General features: G+C 61.5%; 14 protein-coding genes and 1 pseudogene. 10 read left to right on the forward strand and 5 right to left on the reverse strand.

Going from position 1 to position 16,616, the window contains the following annotated elements; genetic code table 11:
* Positions 1 to 3 precede the first annotated feature (3 nt).
* From FHX09_RS22150 to FHX09_RS22190, 9 genes and pseudogenes are all read left to right on the forward strand, one after another.
* Positions 4 to 1,434, forward strand: coding sequence for an NAD-dependent succinate-semialdehyde dehydrogenase (locus tag FHX09_RS22150; RefSeq protein WP_184450642.1), 1,431 nt, complete (start codon positions 4 to 6; stop codon positions 1,432 to 1,434).
* A gap of 9 nt (positions 1,435 to 1,443) precedes the next feature.
* Complete coding sequence (locus tag FHX09_RS22155) at positions 1,444 to 2,250, forward strand: aldolase/citrate lyase family protein (protein WP_132590502.1); 807 nt, start codon at positions 1,444 to 1,446, stop codon at positions 2,248 to 2,250.
* Positions 2,250 to 3,218 (forward strand): hydroxyacid dehydrogenase, encoded by a 969-nt coding sequence (locus FHX09_RS22160; protein ID WP_132590500.1) that lies wholly within the window; start codon positions 2,250 to 2,252, stop codon positions 3,216 to 3,218. Before FHX09_RS22155 ends, FHX09_RS22160 begins: the two co-directional genes overlap by 1 nt.
* Positions 3,211 to 4,335, forward strand: coding sequence for a Gfo/Idh/MocA family oxidoreductase (locus FHX09_RS22165; RefSeq protein WP_132590498.1), 1,125 nt, complete (start codon positions 3,211 to 3,213; stop codon positions 4,333 to 4,335). The genes FHX09_RS22160 and FHX09_RS22165 overlap by 8 nt, the downstream gene beginning before the upstream one ends.
* A gap of 161 nt (positions 4,336 to 4,496) precedes the next feature.
* Positions 4,497 to 5,381 carry a MurR/RpiR family transcriptional regulator gene (locus FHX09_RS22170; protein ID WP_132590496.1) on the forward strand — a complete coding sequence of 295 codons (885 nt, stop codon included), beginning with the start codon at positions 4,497 to 4,499 and terminating at the stop codon, positions 5,379 to 5,381.
* Positions 5,382 to 5,801: 420 nt separating this feature from the next.
* A pseudogene (locus FHX09_RS22175) lies at positions 5,802 to 6,724 on the forward strand (IS256 family transposase); the annotation flags it as partial.
* Positions 6,725 to 7,524: 800 nt separating this feature from the next.
* Positions 7,525 to 8,499, forward strand: a complete 975-nt coding sequence (locus tag FHX09_RS22180) for an ATP-binding protein (RefSeq protein ID WP_245505477.1) — start codon at positions 7,525 to 7,527, stop codon at positions 8,497 to 8,499.
* 7 nt (positions 8,500 to 8,506) lie between these two features.
* Positions 8,507 to 9,586: a S8 family serine peptidase gene (locus FHX09_RS22185; protein WP_184450643.1), complete on the forward strand. Its 1,080-nt coding sequence runs from the start codon at positions 8,507 to 8,509 to the stop codon at positions 9,584 to 9,586.
* Positions 9,513 to 10,838: a S8 family peptidase gene (locus FHX09_RS22190; protein ID WP_184450644.1), complete on the forward strand. Its 1,326-nt coding sequence runs from the start codon at positions 9,513 to 9,515 to the stop codon at positions 10,836 to 10,838. Before FHX09_RS22185 ends, FHX09_RS22190 begins: the two co-directional genes overlap by 74 nt.
* A 66-nt stretch (positions 10,839 to 10,904) precedes the next feature.
* Here the strand turns inward: FHX09_RS22190 and FHX09_RS22195 are convergent, their stop codons facing one another.
* The 3 genes from FHX09_RS22195 to FHX09_RS22205 form a co-directional block, all read right to left on the reverse strand.
* Positions 10,905 to 11,204 (reverse strand): hypothetical protein, encoded by a 300-nt coding sequence (locus tag FHX09_RS22195; RefSeq protein WP_210301578.1) that lies wholly within the window; start codon positions 11,202 to 11,204, stop codon positions 10,905 to 10,907.
* A gap of 480 nt (positions 11,205 to 11,684) precedes the next feature.
* Positions 11,685 to 12,968 carry an epoxide hydrolase family protein gene (locus FHX09_RS22200; protein WP_132590490.1) on the reverse strand — a complete coding sequence of 428 codons (1,284 nt, stop codon included), beginning with the start codon at positions 12,966 to 12,968 and terminating at the stop codon, positions 11,685 to 11,687.
* Between the two features lie 13 nt (positions 12,969 to 12,981).
* A complete protein-coding gene (locus tag FHX09_RS22205; protein ID WP_132590488.1) occupies positions 12,982 to 13,395 on the reverse strand; it encodes an organic hydroperoxide resistance protein in 414 nt (137 codons plus the stop codon).
* A gap of 134 nt (positions 13,396 to 13,529) precedes the next feature.
* On the opposite strand from FHX09_RS22205, the gene FHX09_RS22210 reads away from it, so the two are divergent.
* A complete protein-coding gene (locus tag FHX09_RS22210; protein WP_132590636.1) occupies positions 13,530 to 14,498 on the forward strand; it encodes a GlxA family transcriptional regulator in 969 nt (322 codons plus the stop codon).
* Between the two features lie 166 nt (positions 14,499 to 14,664).
* Here FHX09_RS22210 and FHX09_RS22215 read toward each other — a convergent pair whose 3' ends face one another.
* Positions 14,665 to 15,150, reverse strand: coding sequence for an acetolactate decarboxylase (locus FHX09_RS22215; protein ID WP_132590486.1), 486 nt, complete (start codon positions 15,148 to 15,150; stop codon positions 14,665 to 14,667).
* A gap of 148 nt (positions 15,151 to 15,298) precedes the next feature.
* Entirely contained in the window at positions 15,299 to 16,504 is a 1,206-nt protein-coding gene (lldD, locus tag FHX09_RS22220) for an FMN-dependent L-lactate dehydrogenase LldD (RefSeq protein ID WP_184450645.1), read from the reverse strand.
* Positions 16,505 to 16,616: the final 112 nt, after the last annotated feature.

Consider the following 16,616-nt stretch of genomic DNA (forward strand, 5'->3'; position numbering starts at 1 on the left):
ACCATGTACGCGCAATTCGGACTTTTCATAAACGGTCGCTGGATGCCCGGCACCGCAACGGGAGCAGTCATCTCTCCTGTTACTGAAAAGGCATTGGGCACCGTGCCCTTGGCCACCACTGAAGAAACTCGCACCGCGCTCGACGCCGCCGCGACTGCCCTGCCGAAATTGCGCGCCATGGGCGGTTTTGCGCGGGCCGACGCGTTGCACAAGGCCTCCGACGAGATGGTCCGTCGGGCCGACGAGGCGGCAAGGATGATCTCCGCCGAGACCGGCAAGCCGCTCGCCCAGGCGGGCCGGGAATGGGGGCTGGCCTGCGATCAGTTTCGCTGGTTCGCCGAGGAGGCGCGCCGCATCTATGGCCGTATCATCGACAGCCGCGTGCCTGGGGGACGGTTCGAGGTCAGCCGCGAGCCGATCGGCATCGTCGGCGCCTTTACCGCTTGGAATTTCCCTGCAGCCCTGCCGGCGCGCAAGTTGGCCCCCGCCCTTGCGGCAGGCTGCCCGGTTGTGCTGAGGCCCTCCTCGCAGACGCCGGGCGTGGCGATGGTGATGGTCGATTGCCTCAGGGCCACCAACCTGCCGGATGGGGCCGTTAACCTCGTCGTTGGCTCGACCGGCAACACCTATGCACCGATCATGGCCGACACCCGCGTGCGTAAGGTGTCGCTGACCGGCTCGACCCGCGTCGGCCAGCAGATGATCCGCGATGCCGCCGATACGGTCAAGAAAGTCTCGATGGAGCTCGGAGGCAATGCGCCGCTGATCGTCTATGACGACGCGGACCTGGAGACGGCGCTGGACCTGACCGTGCCGACAAAATTCGCCAATTGTGGCCAGGTCTGCGTCACGCCCGACCGGATCTTCGTCCATGATAGCCTGCATGACGCGTTCGTCGATGGTTTCGTCGCCCGCACAGCGAAAATCAAACTCGGCGACGGGCTCGATCCCGAGACCGGCATGGGGCCGCTGATCAACGCCGGCCGGCTTCAGGAGATCGACGGCATCGTTCAAGACGCGGTTCGCGCTGGTGCTACGATCGTCCACGGCGGCAATCGTCCCGCCCATCTCAACAGCGGCTTCTTCTTCGAGCCCACCATTCTCGTCGGCGTCACTGACGACATGAAGGTCTTCGCCGAGGAGAATTTCGGACCGATCGCGGCGATTACCCGGTTTTCCAGTGAGGACGAGGCGCTGACACGCGCCAACGCCTCCGACATGGGGCTTTCCGCTTATGCCTTCACCCGCTCGCCCGATCGCGCCAGGCGCACGGTGGCGGCGCTGAAATCGGGCATGGTCGGCATCAACAGCTTTGCCTTGGCCGCCTCCGAGGCGCCGTTCGGCGGTACCAACCATTCGGGCATGGGCAGAGAGGGCGGCATCGAGGGGATCGATGATTACCTCGACACCAAGCTCGCCCAGATGGTCTTCTGAGGATCTGACATGTTCACCAACAGGCTGAAGCAGCAATGGTCCGAAGGCCGGCCAGCCATCAACGGCTGGCTGTCGATCGGCAACCCTTTCACCGCAGAGATCATGGCCGCGCAGGGCTATGATGCCGTGACCATCGATATCCAGCACGGCGCTCTGGATTATTCGTCCGTACTGCCGATGTTTCAGGCCATGCGGGCCTCTGGCGTCACGCCGATGGCGCGTGTGCCGTGGCGCGAGCCGGGCATCATCATGAAGGCATTGGACGCCGGCGCGCAGGGGATCATCTGCCCGATGGTGAACTCTGCAGAAGAGGCCGCGGAGTTCGTCAGCTACCTGCGGTACCCGCCGCAGGGACAACGCAGCTTCGGCCCGACGCGCGCGGCCTTCGCTTATGGCAGCTACGGGCCTGCCGCAAACGGCGAGGTCTTGGCGCTTGCGATGATCGAGACGCAGCAGGGCGTCGACAATCTGGACTCCATCGCGGCGACGCCCGGCCTCGACGGCATCTATGTCGGCCCCGCCGATCTCACCCTCGGCACGCAGGAAGGCAGGCTGCCGCCCGGCTTCGACCGCGAGGAACCGGAGATGATCGACCTCATCAAGCGCATTCTTGCGGCCTGCAAGGCGAACAGCATCCGCGCCTGTCTGCATTGCGGTACGCCGGACTATGCGGCCCGCGCCATCGGCTGGGGCTTCGACCTCACCACCGTTTCGGGCGACAGCCGCCTTCTGGCCGCCGCGGCGGCCGCCTCGGTCAAAACATGGCGCGACTTGACTGGTTCCACTCCTGCCGAGGCCACGAAAGGAGCCTATTGATGCCGCACCTTCTGGCCGCCGGGAAACTCCATCCCTCTGGCGAGGCCCTGCTGAGCGACCTTAAGACGCGAGGCTTCTCCGTGGATTATATCGAGGAGGTCTCCGAACCGTCCTATGCGCCGCTGATCGCCAAGGCGGACGCGCTGGTGATCCGCACGCAGCCGCTGTCGGTGGCGACGATTGCCCAGGCGGAGCGGCTGAAGGTCGTTTCACGTCATGGCGTCGGCTACGACTCGGTCGACCTTCCCGCCCTCAACAGGCGCGGGATCGCTTTGACAATTGTCGGCGACGTGAACTCCGTGTCGGTCGCCGAGCACGCCATGATGCAGCTGCTGGCCGGAGCAAAACGCGTGCTACTCGCCGACCGGGCCGTGCGCGAGCCGGGCCAATGGGGCTGGCGAAACAGACTGGAGCAGCAGGAAATCTCGGGCAAGAACCTGCTGATCATCGGCTATGGCCGGATCGGGCGTCATCTTGCCCGCATGGCATCGGGGTTCGGGATGCAGATCCGCGCCTATGATCCCTTCCTGGAAAAGGCCGGCTGGCCGGACGGAATGGTCAGGCCCGTTCCGCTCGACGAGGGAATGGCCTGGGCTGACTGCATCTCGGTCCATATCCCGAAAGCAGACAAGCCCGCCATCGGCGCAGCCGAGATCGCCCGCATGAAGCGGGGGGTCGTCCTCGTCAACACCGCGCGCGGCGGCGTCGTTAGCGAACAGGCGCTTGCCGACGCGCTCGCCTCCGGCCAGGTGGGTGCTGCCGGCGTGGACGTGTTTGACGACGAGCCGCCCGTGAACGGCTCTCCGCTTTTTGCCCATCCTAACGCAATCCTGTCGCCGCATATCGCCGGGCTGACAGCCGAATGCGGCGAACGCATGGCCATCGCTGCGATCGAGAACGCTGTCAATTTTCTTGCGGGCACCATCGACCCGCAGCTTGTCGTCAATCCGGATTTCGCACGTGTCTGAAAAACCCCTCCTCCGTATCGGCCTGATCGGCACCGGCTTCATGGGCAAGGCCCACGTCTTCGGCTTTGCTTCGGCGCAAAAGGTCTTCGACCTGCCTTACCGGCTGGAGATGCACACCGTCGCCGATATCACCGAAGAGGCGGCCGCCCGCGCGGCGGCCGATTTCGGCTTCGTTCATGCCAGCGCCGACTGGCGAACGCTGGTGTCCAACCCCGAGATCGATATCATCGACATCACCGCGCCGAATGCGCTGCACAAGGAGATGGCGCTCGCCGCCATTGCCGCCGGCAAGCATGTCTATTGCGAAAAGCCGCTGGCGCCGCTTTCTGCCGACGCACGCGAGATGGCCGCGGCGGCGAAAGCGAAAGGCGTCAAGACGCAGGTCGGCTTCAACTATTTGTGCAATCCGATGCTGCGCCTTGCCCGTGAAATGATCGCCACCGGCGAACTGGGCGACATCCGTGGCTATCGCGGGCTTCATGCTGAAGACTATATGGCGGATGCGTCCGGCGCTTTCACCTTCCGCCACGATCCTGCAGGCGGCGGAGCGCTGGCCGACATCGGCAGCCATGCGCTTGCAACTGCTGAATTCCTGCTCGGCCCGATCAGCGAAGTCATGGGCGACTGCGTCACCATGATCAGCGAGCGGCCCGACGGCAGGGGCGGCACACGCACGGTGGAAGTCGATGACGTCGGCCGTGCCTTCCTGCGCTTTGCCAACGGCGCACAAGGCTCCATCGAGGGCAACTGGATCGCTACCGGCCGCAAGATGCAGCATGATTTCGAGGTCTACGGCACGAAGGGGGCGCTGGCCTTTACACAGGAACGCTTCAACGAGCTGCATTTCTATTCGAACGCCGACCCGTCGGGCCGTCGTGGCTTCCGCAGGATCGAAGCCTCGCCCGACCATCCGCCCTATGGCCGTTTCTGCGTCGCCTCCGGGCATCAGCTCGGCTTCAACGACCTGAAGGCAATCGAGATCGAGGGATATATGCGCGCCATCGCCGGCGAGATCCCCGAACCCTTCGGCTTTGGCGCCGGCCTGCGCATCCAGCAACTGGTCGAGACGATCCAGCGTTCGTCATCCATGCGTCAGTGGACGAGCGTTCTCGCCTGACTGTGCCGCCGCCCTGCCGTCGGGGCGTCCGGCTTTCTCCCGGACGTCTACCCGCTCATGAGGACCTTGATGTCTCGGAAAATCCTCGTCGCCAGCCTCGGCAATCCGATGCGTCCATTCATTTTGTTTGCGTTTTGCAACAATTATTGCAAGATCCGGCCATGAAGCACCAGACGCAGCCAGACGACGCCCCCAAAGATTATGAAGAGCTGATACGTCTGATCCATGAACGTCATGCTCAGATGAGCAAGACATACCAAGCGATTTCCGTCTACCTGACACAGAACCCGAATGAAGTCGCGGTGCAATCGGTCAACACGATCGCCGAGCGTTGCGGCATGCACGCATCGAGTTTCGTGCGTTTCGCACAGGCGCTCGGCTACAAGGGTTTCAAGGAACTGCAGCTTCTGTTCCAGAAGCGCCTGACGACAGCCGCGCCGGGCTTCGAAGCCAGGGTTCGCGCGCTCGGAGACGAGTTGCAGAACCGCGAGGACCGGTCCGAATATGGTTTCCTGCACGACCTTGTGGTGCGCGACATCGCCTCCCTGCAAGAATTGCTGGCGCGCATCAGCGCTGAGGATCTTGCGATTGCTGCAGATGCGATCGAAGGGGCCGAGACGGTTTATATGATAGGCCAGCTGCGGTCTTCCCCGGTGGTCGATCTTCTGCGTTATATCCTGACCATGCTCGGCAAGCGCTGCATCCTGCTCGATCCGGGCGGCGGGCTGGCCACTCACATGGCGCGCACGATGCGGACGGAGGATGTCCTCATCGCCGTTTCTTTCCGCTTTTACGCGACTGAAGTCGTCAACATCGTCGAGGAGGCGGCAAAGACTGGTGTGCCGATTGTCGCCATCTCCGACAGCACGCTCTCCCCGCTCGCCAAATCGGCGAAGATCCTGTTTGCCGTACCCGAGCACGATTATACCTTCTCGCGTTCGCTCGCGGCGCCTATGTGTTTGGCGCAGGCGCTGACGGTTGCTGTGGCCGCTCGCGTCCAGCAGAACGAAACAGCGCCGCGCATTCCAACCGTTACTGGAACCTGAGCAGGAAGCTCGCTTCGGCTGGCCCGGCTGGTTGATCAGGCCGTTCGTAAATGCTCCGGAAAAAATTCGACAATTGAGTGCACCACCAATTGTAGAAGAATGTCGATCCACTAACGGCATCTCGGCCGCGAACGCGCGGTTCTGCTCAGCTCACAAAGAGGTTTTCTGTGACCTTTAGGTGATGGTTTCACAATTAGGTATGCGCGTTGCCGTGATGATCTTGAAGGGATCAGAACTTACGACCCCATAAAATAAGCCGCCGCCCCCAAACCGCCCCGCACTTATGGTGGTCCGCTGTAGCCGGTTCGCGAGGGCGAGGGTCAGGTAGTGTGCTGAAAGTTCTGCAAATTCCGAAATGAGGGCGGTCATGGCAAGCTGGTGATGTTCAAGCCACCTGATTCCCTGATGAGGAACGTCGCCATGACCAAGACGACAGTCAGCGCCGCAGTCAAAGACATTCCTTCCAATCCCGATGGCCCGCGGGAGATCATCCGCGTGATGATGCAGGTAGTGCTGGAAGCCGAGATGGAGCAGGCTTTGGGCGCTTCGAAGAGCGTACGCACCTCGGAGCGGCTGGGCTACCGTTCGGGGGCTATGGCCGCACGCTGATCACCCGCGTCGGCAAGCTGGAACTGCGCGTGCCGCAGGATCGTTCGGGCCGCTTTTCCACCGAGCTGTTCGAGCGCTATCAGCGTTCTGAACAGGCCCTCGTTTCGACCTTGGTGGAGATGTACGTCCAGGGTGTCTCGACACGGAAGGTGAAGGCGATCACGGAAGAACTGTGTGGGCATGCCTTCTCCGCTTCGGCGATTTCGGCGATCAGCAAGCGGCTGGACGAAAGCCTCAAGGCTTTTGCCAAGCGACTGCTTCCCGAGCCTTTCCCTTACCTCATCCACGATGCCCGCTATGAGAAGGTGCGCGAAGCTGGCGTAGTCAGGAGCCAAGCGGTGCTGATTGCGATCGGGATCGACTGGGACGGCCGCTGTCAGGTCCTGGCTGTCGAGATGGCCAATCGCGAGAGCAGCTCGTCATGGAAGGACTTCCTGCTTGGCCTGACGACGCGAGGCCTTCACGGCGTTGAGTCTGTTGTCGCCGACGATCATGCCGGCTTGCGCGCCGCCATTCGCGAAGTGCTCAACGCAGCTGCCCATCAGCGCTGCTACGTGCATTTCCTCAGGAATGCGCTCGATGATCTGCCGTGCAAGGCCGACGACGACTGCCTGCAGGAACTACGCTGGATCTACGATCGCCGGGATCTCGCCGAGGCACGTGCCGATCTCGCCCAGTGGCTGGGAAAATGGCAGGGCAAGTATCCCAGGCTTACCGATTGGGTCGACGAAACCAAACAACTGCCGGCGAAAAACGAAACGCATCTCAGCGATTTTACGAGGAGGGTGCAGGATGCCATTGTGCAGGAACCCTCACGTCGGTACCTGTTTGCTTCCGGCGATGGGCGTCTGGCCAATATCGCTCGCGTCCTCTTTTCCCTCGTCGGAGAACAAAGCGGCCCGCATGTCGATATCGAAACCACCCTGCGGGAATGGTGGCCCAGAAAAGATGCGACCGACCTCGCGCACCTGACGTATAACAAGCTGACTTTAGCGGGCGGCCGGCCTCCCCCGCACCTTGAGGGCGATAGCGCCGATCCAATCTATGACTGGATGACCATCGAGGTAGAAAGTCGGATCCTAAACTGGAAATCGTCATGACGGCGAATACGGCAAAGATCGCCCGCGTGCGACGGGCGCACGCATCACAGAAACGACGAAACATATCGGAGCTTTCAGTATAGCGATGCGCCCGCGCGGGAAAGCGGGAATTCGCGCCACGCTCGGGTTGGGGTCAGAGCAGCCGCAGGTGCACCAACACAATGATCCGAATGACATGCGGGACCGACTGCTCCCCTGCCTTGCGCTCCGCCGGTCAAGTCGTCGACGACGAGGAAATTCGTCAGAATCACTCGAGCTGGCCGCTGTAGGAAGTGGACAATGCCTCACCTCTCTTCAAATTCGCTGTGCTGAAACTAAATCCGTACGAAGGTTATTGTCTAAATCGGATGGTAACTTCACCTTGAAAAAATGATACTGGGCTGTGATTCGAGCGCAGGGGATAAGACGGGCGACAAATGGCACGCGGCGAGTTGATGAAGAAATTGCTGGCGAGTTACGGGCGCGATGACGATTTTCGCGCTGTGGCCGAGCAGATCATCGACGAGGAGGAGAAAAAGAACAACCGTGCCTTGGCTCGAACCTTGAGAAAAACCCTCGAGGCCGGACCTCAACGGCCGCAGTCCGCTCCGAAAGCTCTTGCACCTCTCATCCCGTTCCCCGAAGCGGCCGCTGACTTTGTCGAGCGTATCGAGCCGGAGCATAATCGCAACGATATCGTCCTGAGCGCCGCGAACGTCAGGGTTCTCCTAGGACTGGTCAAGGAGTTCCGTCGCGCGGACGAGATCCGTCGGCATGGCCTGAAGGTACGCTCGAAAATGCTATTCTGCGGACCACCCGGCTGCGGAAAGACCCTCTGCGCCGAGATTTTCGCAGCTGAACTGGGCCTTCCGTTGTTTCGGGTGAAGTTGGACCGGTTGATCTCTTCCTATCTCGGTGAGACGGCGACGAATATTAGAAAGACGTTCGAATTTGCCCGCAAACAGCCCTGCGTGCTGTTCTTCGACGAGTTCGATGCGCTTGCTCGAACCCGTGACGACAGTGGTGAGCACAATGAGCTTCGCCGCGTCGTCAACAGTCTCCTGCTCTTCATCGACAATATGCAGCCGAAGGGATTCCTGATCGCGGCGACAAATCTCGATCGCTCCTTGGACCCTGCTATCTGGAGACGCTTCGATGAAGTCCTCTGGTTGGACAAGCCGGAGTCGATGATGATCGGACGGTTTCTCAAGCTAAAATTCAAGAACGTCCCGACGGCCTTCGATCCTGCGCGGCACGCCGCAGCGCTGGAAGGCTATTCCTTTGCGGAAATCGAGCGGATCTGCACTCAGGCAATCAAAGCCATGATCATTGAACGCCGCAAGCAGGTCCAGGAGCGTGACTTCAACCGGGCCCTCCAGGACGAGGCGCGCCGTCGCGCCGGACAGGCGCGCCTAGCGCCTATGAGCTGAGGTCGCCGTGGCCCAGTACGATCATCTCGAGCTTGTCCGCCTTCCAGAGCAGCTCGAGCGGCGCAAGCACGGCGGCGGTGCACCGCCACCCGATCGCGACGGCCCGCGACATAGCGCCAAACTGAGAGACGAATTGGACGCGGCGCGCGAAGAACAACGCCGCCGACGCAAGCCGGAATTCGTCGATCCGTCACTCATTCTGCGCGTTCAGATGACCGGCGCATTGCAAGAAGCAGATTGGGAGCAGCTCGGCCTGACGGTCTTGTCCAGTGACGCGGATAGAACGCTTGTACTGTTTGCGTCCAATGACGAGATGGGCGAGTTCAGGGCGAGGCTCGACGCGTATCAGCGCGGGGCACCTGCTGGTCAGAAAAATGCCCCCTACAACAATTTCATAGGCGGTATCGAGACGATCGGATCGATCGAGCCGAGGGACAGGATTGGAATTCGCTTCCGAGAAGAGGGGCTGGTCGAAACAGCGGACTTCCAGGATGGCCATGTCTACCTCGTTGATATCGAGATCTGGGATCTGGGTGAGCGGCGCCTTCGCGAGCGCAAGCTAGAGGAGATTGTTCGCTACCTGGAAGCTCGGGCCGGCGAGATCTTCGATCGATACGTCGGACCATCCATCACCATGCTTCGCGCCCGGCTGACGGGTGAGCTGGTACGGACGTTGCTGACCATCGAGGATGTCGCATCGGTCGATCTTCCCCCGGCCCCGGACCTGGTCACGTCCGAAGCCATGGACATGGTGCTGGCTGAGGCTCCTCCCCTGAATGCCATCGACGGCGACGCACCCGTGATCGGCATCATCGATAGCGGTCTCAATGCTCACCCTTTCCTCGAGGGGATCGTCGCGGGAAGCATTGCTGTTCCTGACAATCTCGGAACGGCGGACGTCTGGGGGCATGGCACGCGCGTCGCGGGAATAGCAGCCTTTGGCGATCTGCGCGCCCAACTCGCGACGGGCGAGCTGCGGCGAGGATCGAGGATTTGCAGTGCGAAGGTCACCAATGACGCCGGCGGCTTTGACGATCGCGCTGGTCCCGTCGCAAATGCGGGAAGCGATCACGCGGCTCAAACGTGAATTCGGATGCCGGATCTTCGTCATCTCTCTCGGAGACAAGAAACGCGTGTTCGATGGGAGCAAGGTCGGGACGTGGGCGGCAACTCTCGACGAACTGGCACGCGAGCTGAATGTCGTCATCATCGTCTCGGCCGGCAACCGTGGCCCGCGGACCGGCAGTCGCGTCGAACAGGGGGTAACCGAATATCCGAACTATCTCCTCGAAGCAGCCAATCGGCTGCTCGAGCCCGCGGGCGCGATGAACGTGATTACGGTCGGCTCGATCGCGCAAGGGGAAGGCCTGGATGCCGACATGGCGGACGATGTCCGGGTGCGCCCCATCACGCGCGCGAACGAACCGTCGCCGTTTTCGCGGGTTGGCCCCGGCCTCGGAGGCGGGACGAAACCCGACCTTGTGGACGTGGGTGGAACGCTGATCTTCGATCCGGTTGTGGCACGGCTTCGCGGCGGTGAGGATCGCCCAAGCGCCGGCGTTCTGACCTTGAATCACAACTATCTGAATCGTCTTTTCACGGCCGGCTCCGGGACATCATATTCAGCGCCTCGCGTCGGGTTCAGCGCAGGGCAAATTCTTGCTCGGTTCCCGCAAGCTTCAGCCAACTTGGTTCGAGCGCTCTTGCTGAACTCTGCAGAAATCCCTGAAGCTGTCAGCGAGCGGCTCCGTCCCCTCGGACACGAAGCCATCAGGTCGATCTGCGGCCACGGCGTGATCGATCTGGAACGGGCAGCATTCTCCGACGATGCACGAGTGACACTCTTTGCAGAAGACGCCCTTCAGCTCGATCATTTTGCAGTCTATCGGATCCCGATCCCCGATGCATTTCAAGAAGGCAATTCCGACCGGACAATCCGCGTCACCCTCGCCTACGATCCACCGGTTCGCCACACCCGCAACGACTACGCCGGAGTCGGTATGAGCTTTCGACTGGTTCGGGGATGCAAGCCGGATTTCATCTTCGAACACTACCGCAAACGAGCCGAGGCAGAAGGCCCTTTTCCCGAACTGGCCGATCGCTTCAACTGCAAGCTGGAGCCGGGACCCAAAGCGCGAGAGAGGAGCTCGGTTCAGCGCGCCAGCGTTACGTACAAGCGCGGTATAGAGGCCTACGGGGACAGTTATTACCTCGTAGTCCGATGCGAGAGCGGTTGGGCGAGCTATGTTGACCGGCAGCACTTTGCGATCGTCGTCGAGCTCTTGCAGCGCGCAGACGTCAGGCTTTATGAAAGGGTTCGCCAGAGAATTCGAACCTAGTCGTTGCAAAGCGCAGAGATCTGCGATGTCGCACCCTCTTTTCCAGATGTTCCTTTATCAGGCCCGCTACGGCCTACGCATGTTGGCCCGGGAACTGCCCAGGATCTTTGGCGCGGCGTCGCTCGGCCAGGATACGGTCGGTAACACTGTCATCACTGAGCACAAGCGACTCCGGGTTTCCGAGTTGCGAGTAAAGCCGGCGTCATCGATGGTGACGTTGTGACGAATACAGGTGACGACGTCCTGCAGGATGCGCCGCTCGGGGACATGAAACAGCACGTCATTGGTGACGACCGTCGGCACGCGGGCGGCGGTCGCCAGATTCGAGAGCTCATGGACCCGCAGCTGATCGTTCGTCGACTGCATCACGCGCGCGCCGTCCTCTTCGCGTACTACCAGGCCCGACGCGCCGGGATAGACCTCCCCGGGCTTTGTTCGATGACAAGCGCGGTCTTTCCGATCATCCGGCTCGGGACAGCGTGGTTTCGCATGCGGACAAGTCAAGACTGATTGATGCCGCCCAGATCGCACTGGGCGAGGTCATCGATGCAAAGCGATTTTGGAAGTGAACACCTACCTCATTGAACAAAGGAAATCCTGTCGTCCTAGCATTCTTTCGGATCAACGGCTCGGGAAACCGCACTCTTGAAGGACCCTGCCGTCCGGTGACTGAACCGCATCCAAACGGCAAGATTTAGTATTGCCGTTTGGATCAATTTGTTCGCCGCTTTGCAGATCAGCTCGAGTTTCGAAAGAAGCCCCGCGTTCGCAATTTGTGCAATTTGATTCATGAAGACCTCATGTGAGGCCTTCATAAGATCCTGTTGGGCGAGAGCATGCACCGCGTTAACGCAGCGATTGGAAGGTCGCCCGCAGTTCCTCGCTCAGAAGCTGCGGCTGCTCCCAGGCGGCGAAATGGCCGCCCTTGGGCAGGCGACTGTAGTGGACGAGGTTCGGATAGGCCTTGCGGGCCCAGCTCTCCGGCGCGGTGTAGATTTCATCGGGGAAGGCGCTGACGCCCATCGGCAGCTCGACGCCCTTCGGCTGAAAGAAGGCGAGCTTGCTCTCCCAATAGAGACGGGCCGAGGAGACGGCGGTGTTCGTCAGCCAATAGAGGCTGATGTTGTCGAGGATATCATCCCGCGTCAGCCCTTCCTTTGCGCCGTCAAAGACCCGGGTGATGAGATCACGGCTGCGGTCGTCATGATCGAGCATCCAAGCGGCCAACCCAATTGGCGAATCCGCGAGCGCATAGAGCGTTTGCGGTCGGTTTGCCATTTCCTGAGCGTAGCCGAGGCCATGCTTGTAGAAGAACGAAAGTTGGTCCCATGCGTAACGTTCGTCGGTCGAGAGACTGACCGGTGCGGGACCGTCTGGGAGCGTCTTGGCGATCTCGTCGGGAATCGTGGCGGGCATGTTGGTGTGGACACCGATCAATCCCTTGGGCTTGAGGAGCGCCATCTGCTCAGTAATCGCATTGCCCCAGTCACCACCCTGGGCGACATATCTGTCATAGCCGAGGCGGCGCATCAGCTCCACCCATGCCCGCGCGACATGCTGGGGATCCCAGCCCGTCCCGGTCGGCTTGCCGGAGAAGCCGTAACCGGGGAGCGACGGGATGACGACGTGAAACGCATCCGCCTCGGTGCCGCCATAGGCGGTCGGATCTGTGAGCGGCTCGATGATCTTGAGCTGCTCGATGATCGAACCCGGCCAGCCGTGGGTGATGATGATCGGAAGTGCGCCGGGATGCTTCGACTTCACGTGGATGAAGTGGATATCGAGCCCATCGATCTCGGTAATGAAGTTCGGTCGAGCATTGATCGCCTTCTCGGCTCTGCGCCAATCGTGGTGATTGGCCCAATGATCGGCAAGCTTCTGCATCGTGGCGAGGTTCACGCCTTGGGTCGCGTCGCGAACGGTCTCGCGTTCGGGCCATCTCGTCGCGCGAATGCGTCCCTTGAGGTCGACGAGCGCTTCGTTCGATGCGCGGAAGATGAAGGGGCGAATTTCCCCATCGCCCGCTATGACGCCCGCCTGCGCGGCAAACGGAACGCTCAGAGCGACTGCGCCAACCAGGGAGGAAGAAAGAAAGCTGCGGCGATCGATTGTGGTTTCGATGATAGACATTGTCTGTCTCCAATCAAGCCAGGGCGACAACGGCTTCGATCCCGCCGCGCACCATTTTTGAATAAGGGCAGATTGCGTGTGCGCGGTCGATCAGCGCCTGCGCCGCTTCCCTTCCAAGTCCAGGCAAACTGACGGCGAGCCGAGCGCTGATCGAGAACCCTTCGATTTCGTCGATGTTGAGGTTGACCTCGGCATCGACAGCCGTATCGGATGGCAGCGCCAGGCCATTCTCTGCGGCCGCACGTGCCAAGGCGCCTTCGAAGCAGGCCGACCATCCGGCGGCGAACAGTTGTTCGGGATTGGTGCCCGGGCGCTTGGAGCCTGGCGTGGCGAGCTGGATGTCGATCCGCCCGTCGGAACTGCGAGCCGCACCTTCGCGGCCGCCGACAGTATGCACCTGAGCGGTGTAGAGGGTCTTCATAGACATGACTTCGAATCCTTTCGCTTGAGGACGTGCCTGCGGTTTTGATGGATTGCACGTCAGTGAATTGAATGTGGGGTTGCGGTACGGCGGCATAAATGTCATATATACGGCGATTTAGGACATTCGTGATGAGAACGGTGCAAACCATCGGCTTCCTGGTCTATCCAAGCTTCCACATGCTTTCTCTGGGTGCGCTGTCGGCGTTCGAATTTGCCAACCGCTCTTTGCCGGAACCGGCCTACGAGGTCGTGACCGTATCAATGACCGGCGGGCTCGTGCGCAGTTCGATCGGTGTCTGCATCGACACGGTCGAACTGCGTGAGCAGCGCTTCGATACGCTCATGATCGCCGGAGGTCCGACGATCGTTCCGCCGCCGCCGGAGCTCATAGAGAAACTGCGAGATGCGACCGACCGCCATCGCCGAGTGGTTTCGACCTGCACTGGAGCTTTTGTCCTTGCCGAGGCAGGGCTCCTTGATGGCAAGCGGGCAACGACGCACTGGTTCTACGCGCGCGACCTGGCCGACCGCTTTGCCAATGTCAAAGTCGAGCAGGACCGTATCTTCATTGCCGACGGCCCAATCTGGACGTCCGCGGGCGCGAGCGCTGCGATCGATCTGGCGATCGCGCTCGTGGAGCAGGATCATGGCGTTGAAATCGCGCGTGCGGTCGCGCGCAAGCTGGTGGTCTATCATCGCCGACCTGGGGGACAGTCGCAGTTCTCGGAGCTTCTGGACCTCGCACCGAGATCGGATCGCATCCAGCGCGCGTTGACATACGCACGGCGGAACCTGCAAACGCAATTGTCAGTGACCGAATTGGCCAAGGTGGCAAGCCTCAGTCCGCGCCAGTTCAGCCGGGCATTTCTAGCGGAGACGGGGCAGCCGCCCGCCAAAGTCGTTGAACGCCTGCGTGTCGAGGCGGCGCGACTCTTGATGGAACAGAGCCGCCACCCGATCGACGTCATCGCCCGCCAGACGGGATTCGCCGATCGGGACCGCATGCGACGAGCCTTCCTGCGCGCTTTCGGGCAACCGCCACAGGCCATCAGACGAAGCGGACGAAGCGATCCGATCGATATCACCGAGAGCGCCGTCGAGGCGTAGCTATTGTTCACCACCTCGCGGAACAAGTCGCCTGGAAGGCCTAGCCAGCTGGCATGTTTCTGGCGGCGAGGGACCATCCCGTGCGTCCCGATCTGCAGCGCTGGGTATCCAAGCGCATGAACGCAATGATGACGGAGATCGACAAAAGCTCCCAGGTGCCCTGGTCTTACTGCCCAGAAAGACGGAGATCCTGTTCCGGGTTTATCCATCGGCCATTAGTCACCAGCGCCGAGGATGGTTGTCCGGACAGCTGTACCGGCGTCATCCGCTCCACGTCCAATGGGGATCCGCTATTGCGCCGCGCCCAACCAGTTCGGATCCGGGCCGCACGGTCGGCGACGCTGACGCGGCCGGTGCCCCGGACCTGATAGGCGAGGCCGTCGAGCACGACCATCTCGCCGTCGAGATTGGCGAAGGTCCCGAGCCCGAAATCGCCGTGATTGAGGATGGTCCTGACGCTCACGACGCCGGCATAGACGCCAGCGACCAACGCGCCCGAGGTCGACACCTGGAACACGGTGTGCGCCGGCGTACCGAGATACTGGCCGATCGCCGCGGCGACGACTTTCGACGGGCTGTCCTTCACCCGGGCCGCCTCGCGTTCGAGCGTATCTCGAAGCAAGGCGGGCAGATTGACGACATAACTCGGCATGACTGCTTCCTTCTGATCGGCGGATCCGCATACGGGCAAAGCCTCGCCGTTACCGCTCGCGCGTCTCGCGAGCGGCCCTGGAGTTGATGAGCTGTGGTGTGTGCTAACGAGGGGCGACGCGGTTATGCGTCGCCCATCTTCGGTGCTGTCAGGCGGCGTGTGGCAAGGCAGGCGCGCCGGTGGCCTTCACCGGCTCCCGCTCCGCCCGGATGTGCTGTTCGATCTTCTCGAGGCAGTCCGAGCCGATCTGGCTCGGCGACTTGGCGCCAGTCAGCGTCATGGTCACCTTCATGTCGGCGGCGAACAGCGAGAGCAGACGCGCGACGCCGGCCTCGCCTTGACCGGCGAGTGCGTAAATATAGGCGCGTCCGAGCATGACGCCCTTGGCGCCGAGCGCCAGCATGCGGACGACGTCGAGGCCGGAGCGGACGCCAGAGTCCGCGAGGATCGTCAGCTCGTCGCCTACCGCCTCGGCCACCCGCGGGAGAGCCCGCGCGGTCGGAATCGCGCCGTCGAGCTGGCGGCCGCCATGATTGGAAACGATGATGCCATCGGCGCCAAGCCGCACGGCATCGCGAGCGTTCTCGGGGTCGAGCAAGCCCTTGATGATAAGCTTGCCCTTCCAGCTCTCGCGGATCCATTCAAGATCGCTCCAGCCAATCGACGGATCGAAGTTCGAGCCAATGAAGCCCATATAGTCGTTCATACTCATCTTGCGGCCGGAATAGGTGTCAATGTTGCCGAATGACAAAGGTCGTCCCAGGAGGCCGACATTCAGAGCCCAGTGTGGATGCGTGATCGCCTGCAGATATTGGCGGAGCGTAGCGCGCGGGCCTGACATTCCCGAGCGGTTGTCGCGATAGCGCGAGCCCGGCACCGGCATGTCGACGGTAAAGACCAGCGACTTCATGCCAGCCGCCCAGGAGCGTTCGAGCGCATTGCGCATATAGCCGCGGTCCTTCAGCACGTAGAGCTGCGACCAGAGTTCGCCGTCGGCGCCGTGCGCCACTTCCTCGATCGGGCAGACCGACACGGTCGACAGCGTATACGGAATGCCGACCTTCGAGGCGGCACGCGCGGCCTGGACCTCGCCGCGACGCGCATACATGCCGGTCGCGCCGACCGGGCCGAGTGCCACGGGCATCGACCATTTCGACCCGAGGATCTCGGTATGGAGCGTCGGTTCGCCGACGCCGCAGAGCACACGCTGACGCAGCGCGACCGAGGCGAGCTCAGCCGAATTGGACTTCATCGTGTTTTCGGTGACAGCGCCACCGTCAATATAGTCGAAGAGAAAACGCGGCAGCCGACGACGGGCAGCTTCGCGAAAGTCTGTAGGAGCCGAGACGATCATTTTACTTTCCTTTCGTGGTTCACTTCGGTTGCTGGCTGCTTCGAAGTTTCTACGAGGAAGGTATGGCGCATCTTGCCATTCGCAAAATGAAACGTTCGACTTCATGTCAGTC

Source organism: Rhizobium sp. BK538, assembly GCF_014197575.1.
Lineage (GTDB): Bacteria > Pseudomonadota > Alphaproteobacteria > Rhizobiales > Rhizobiaceae > Rhizobium.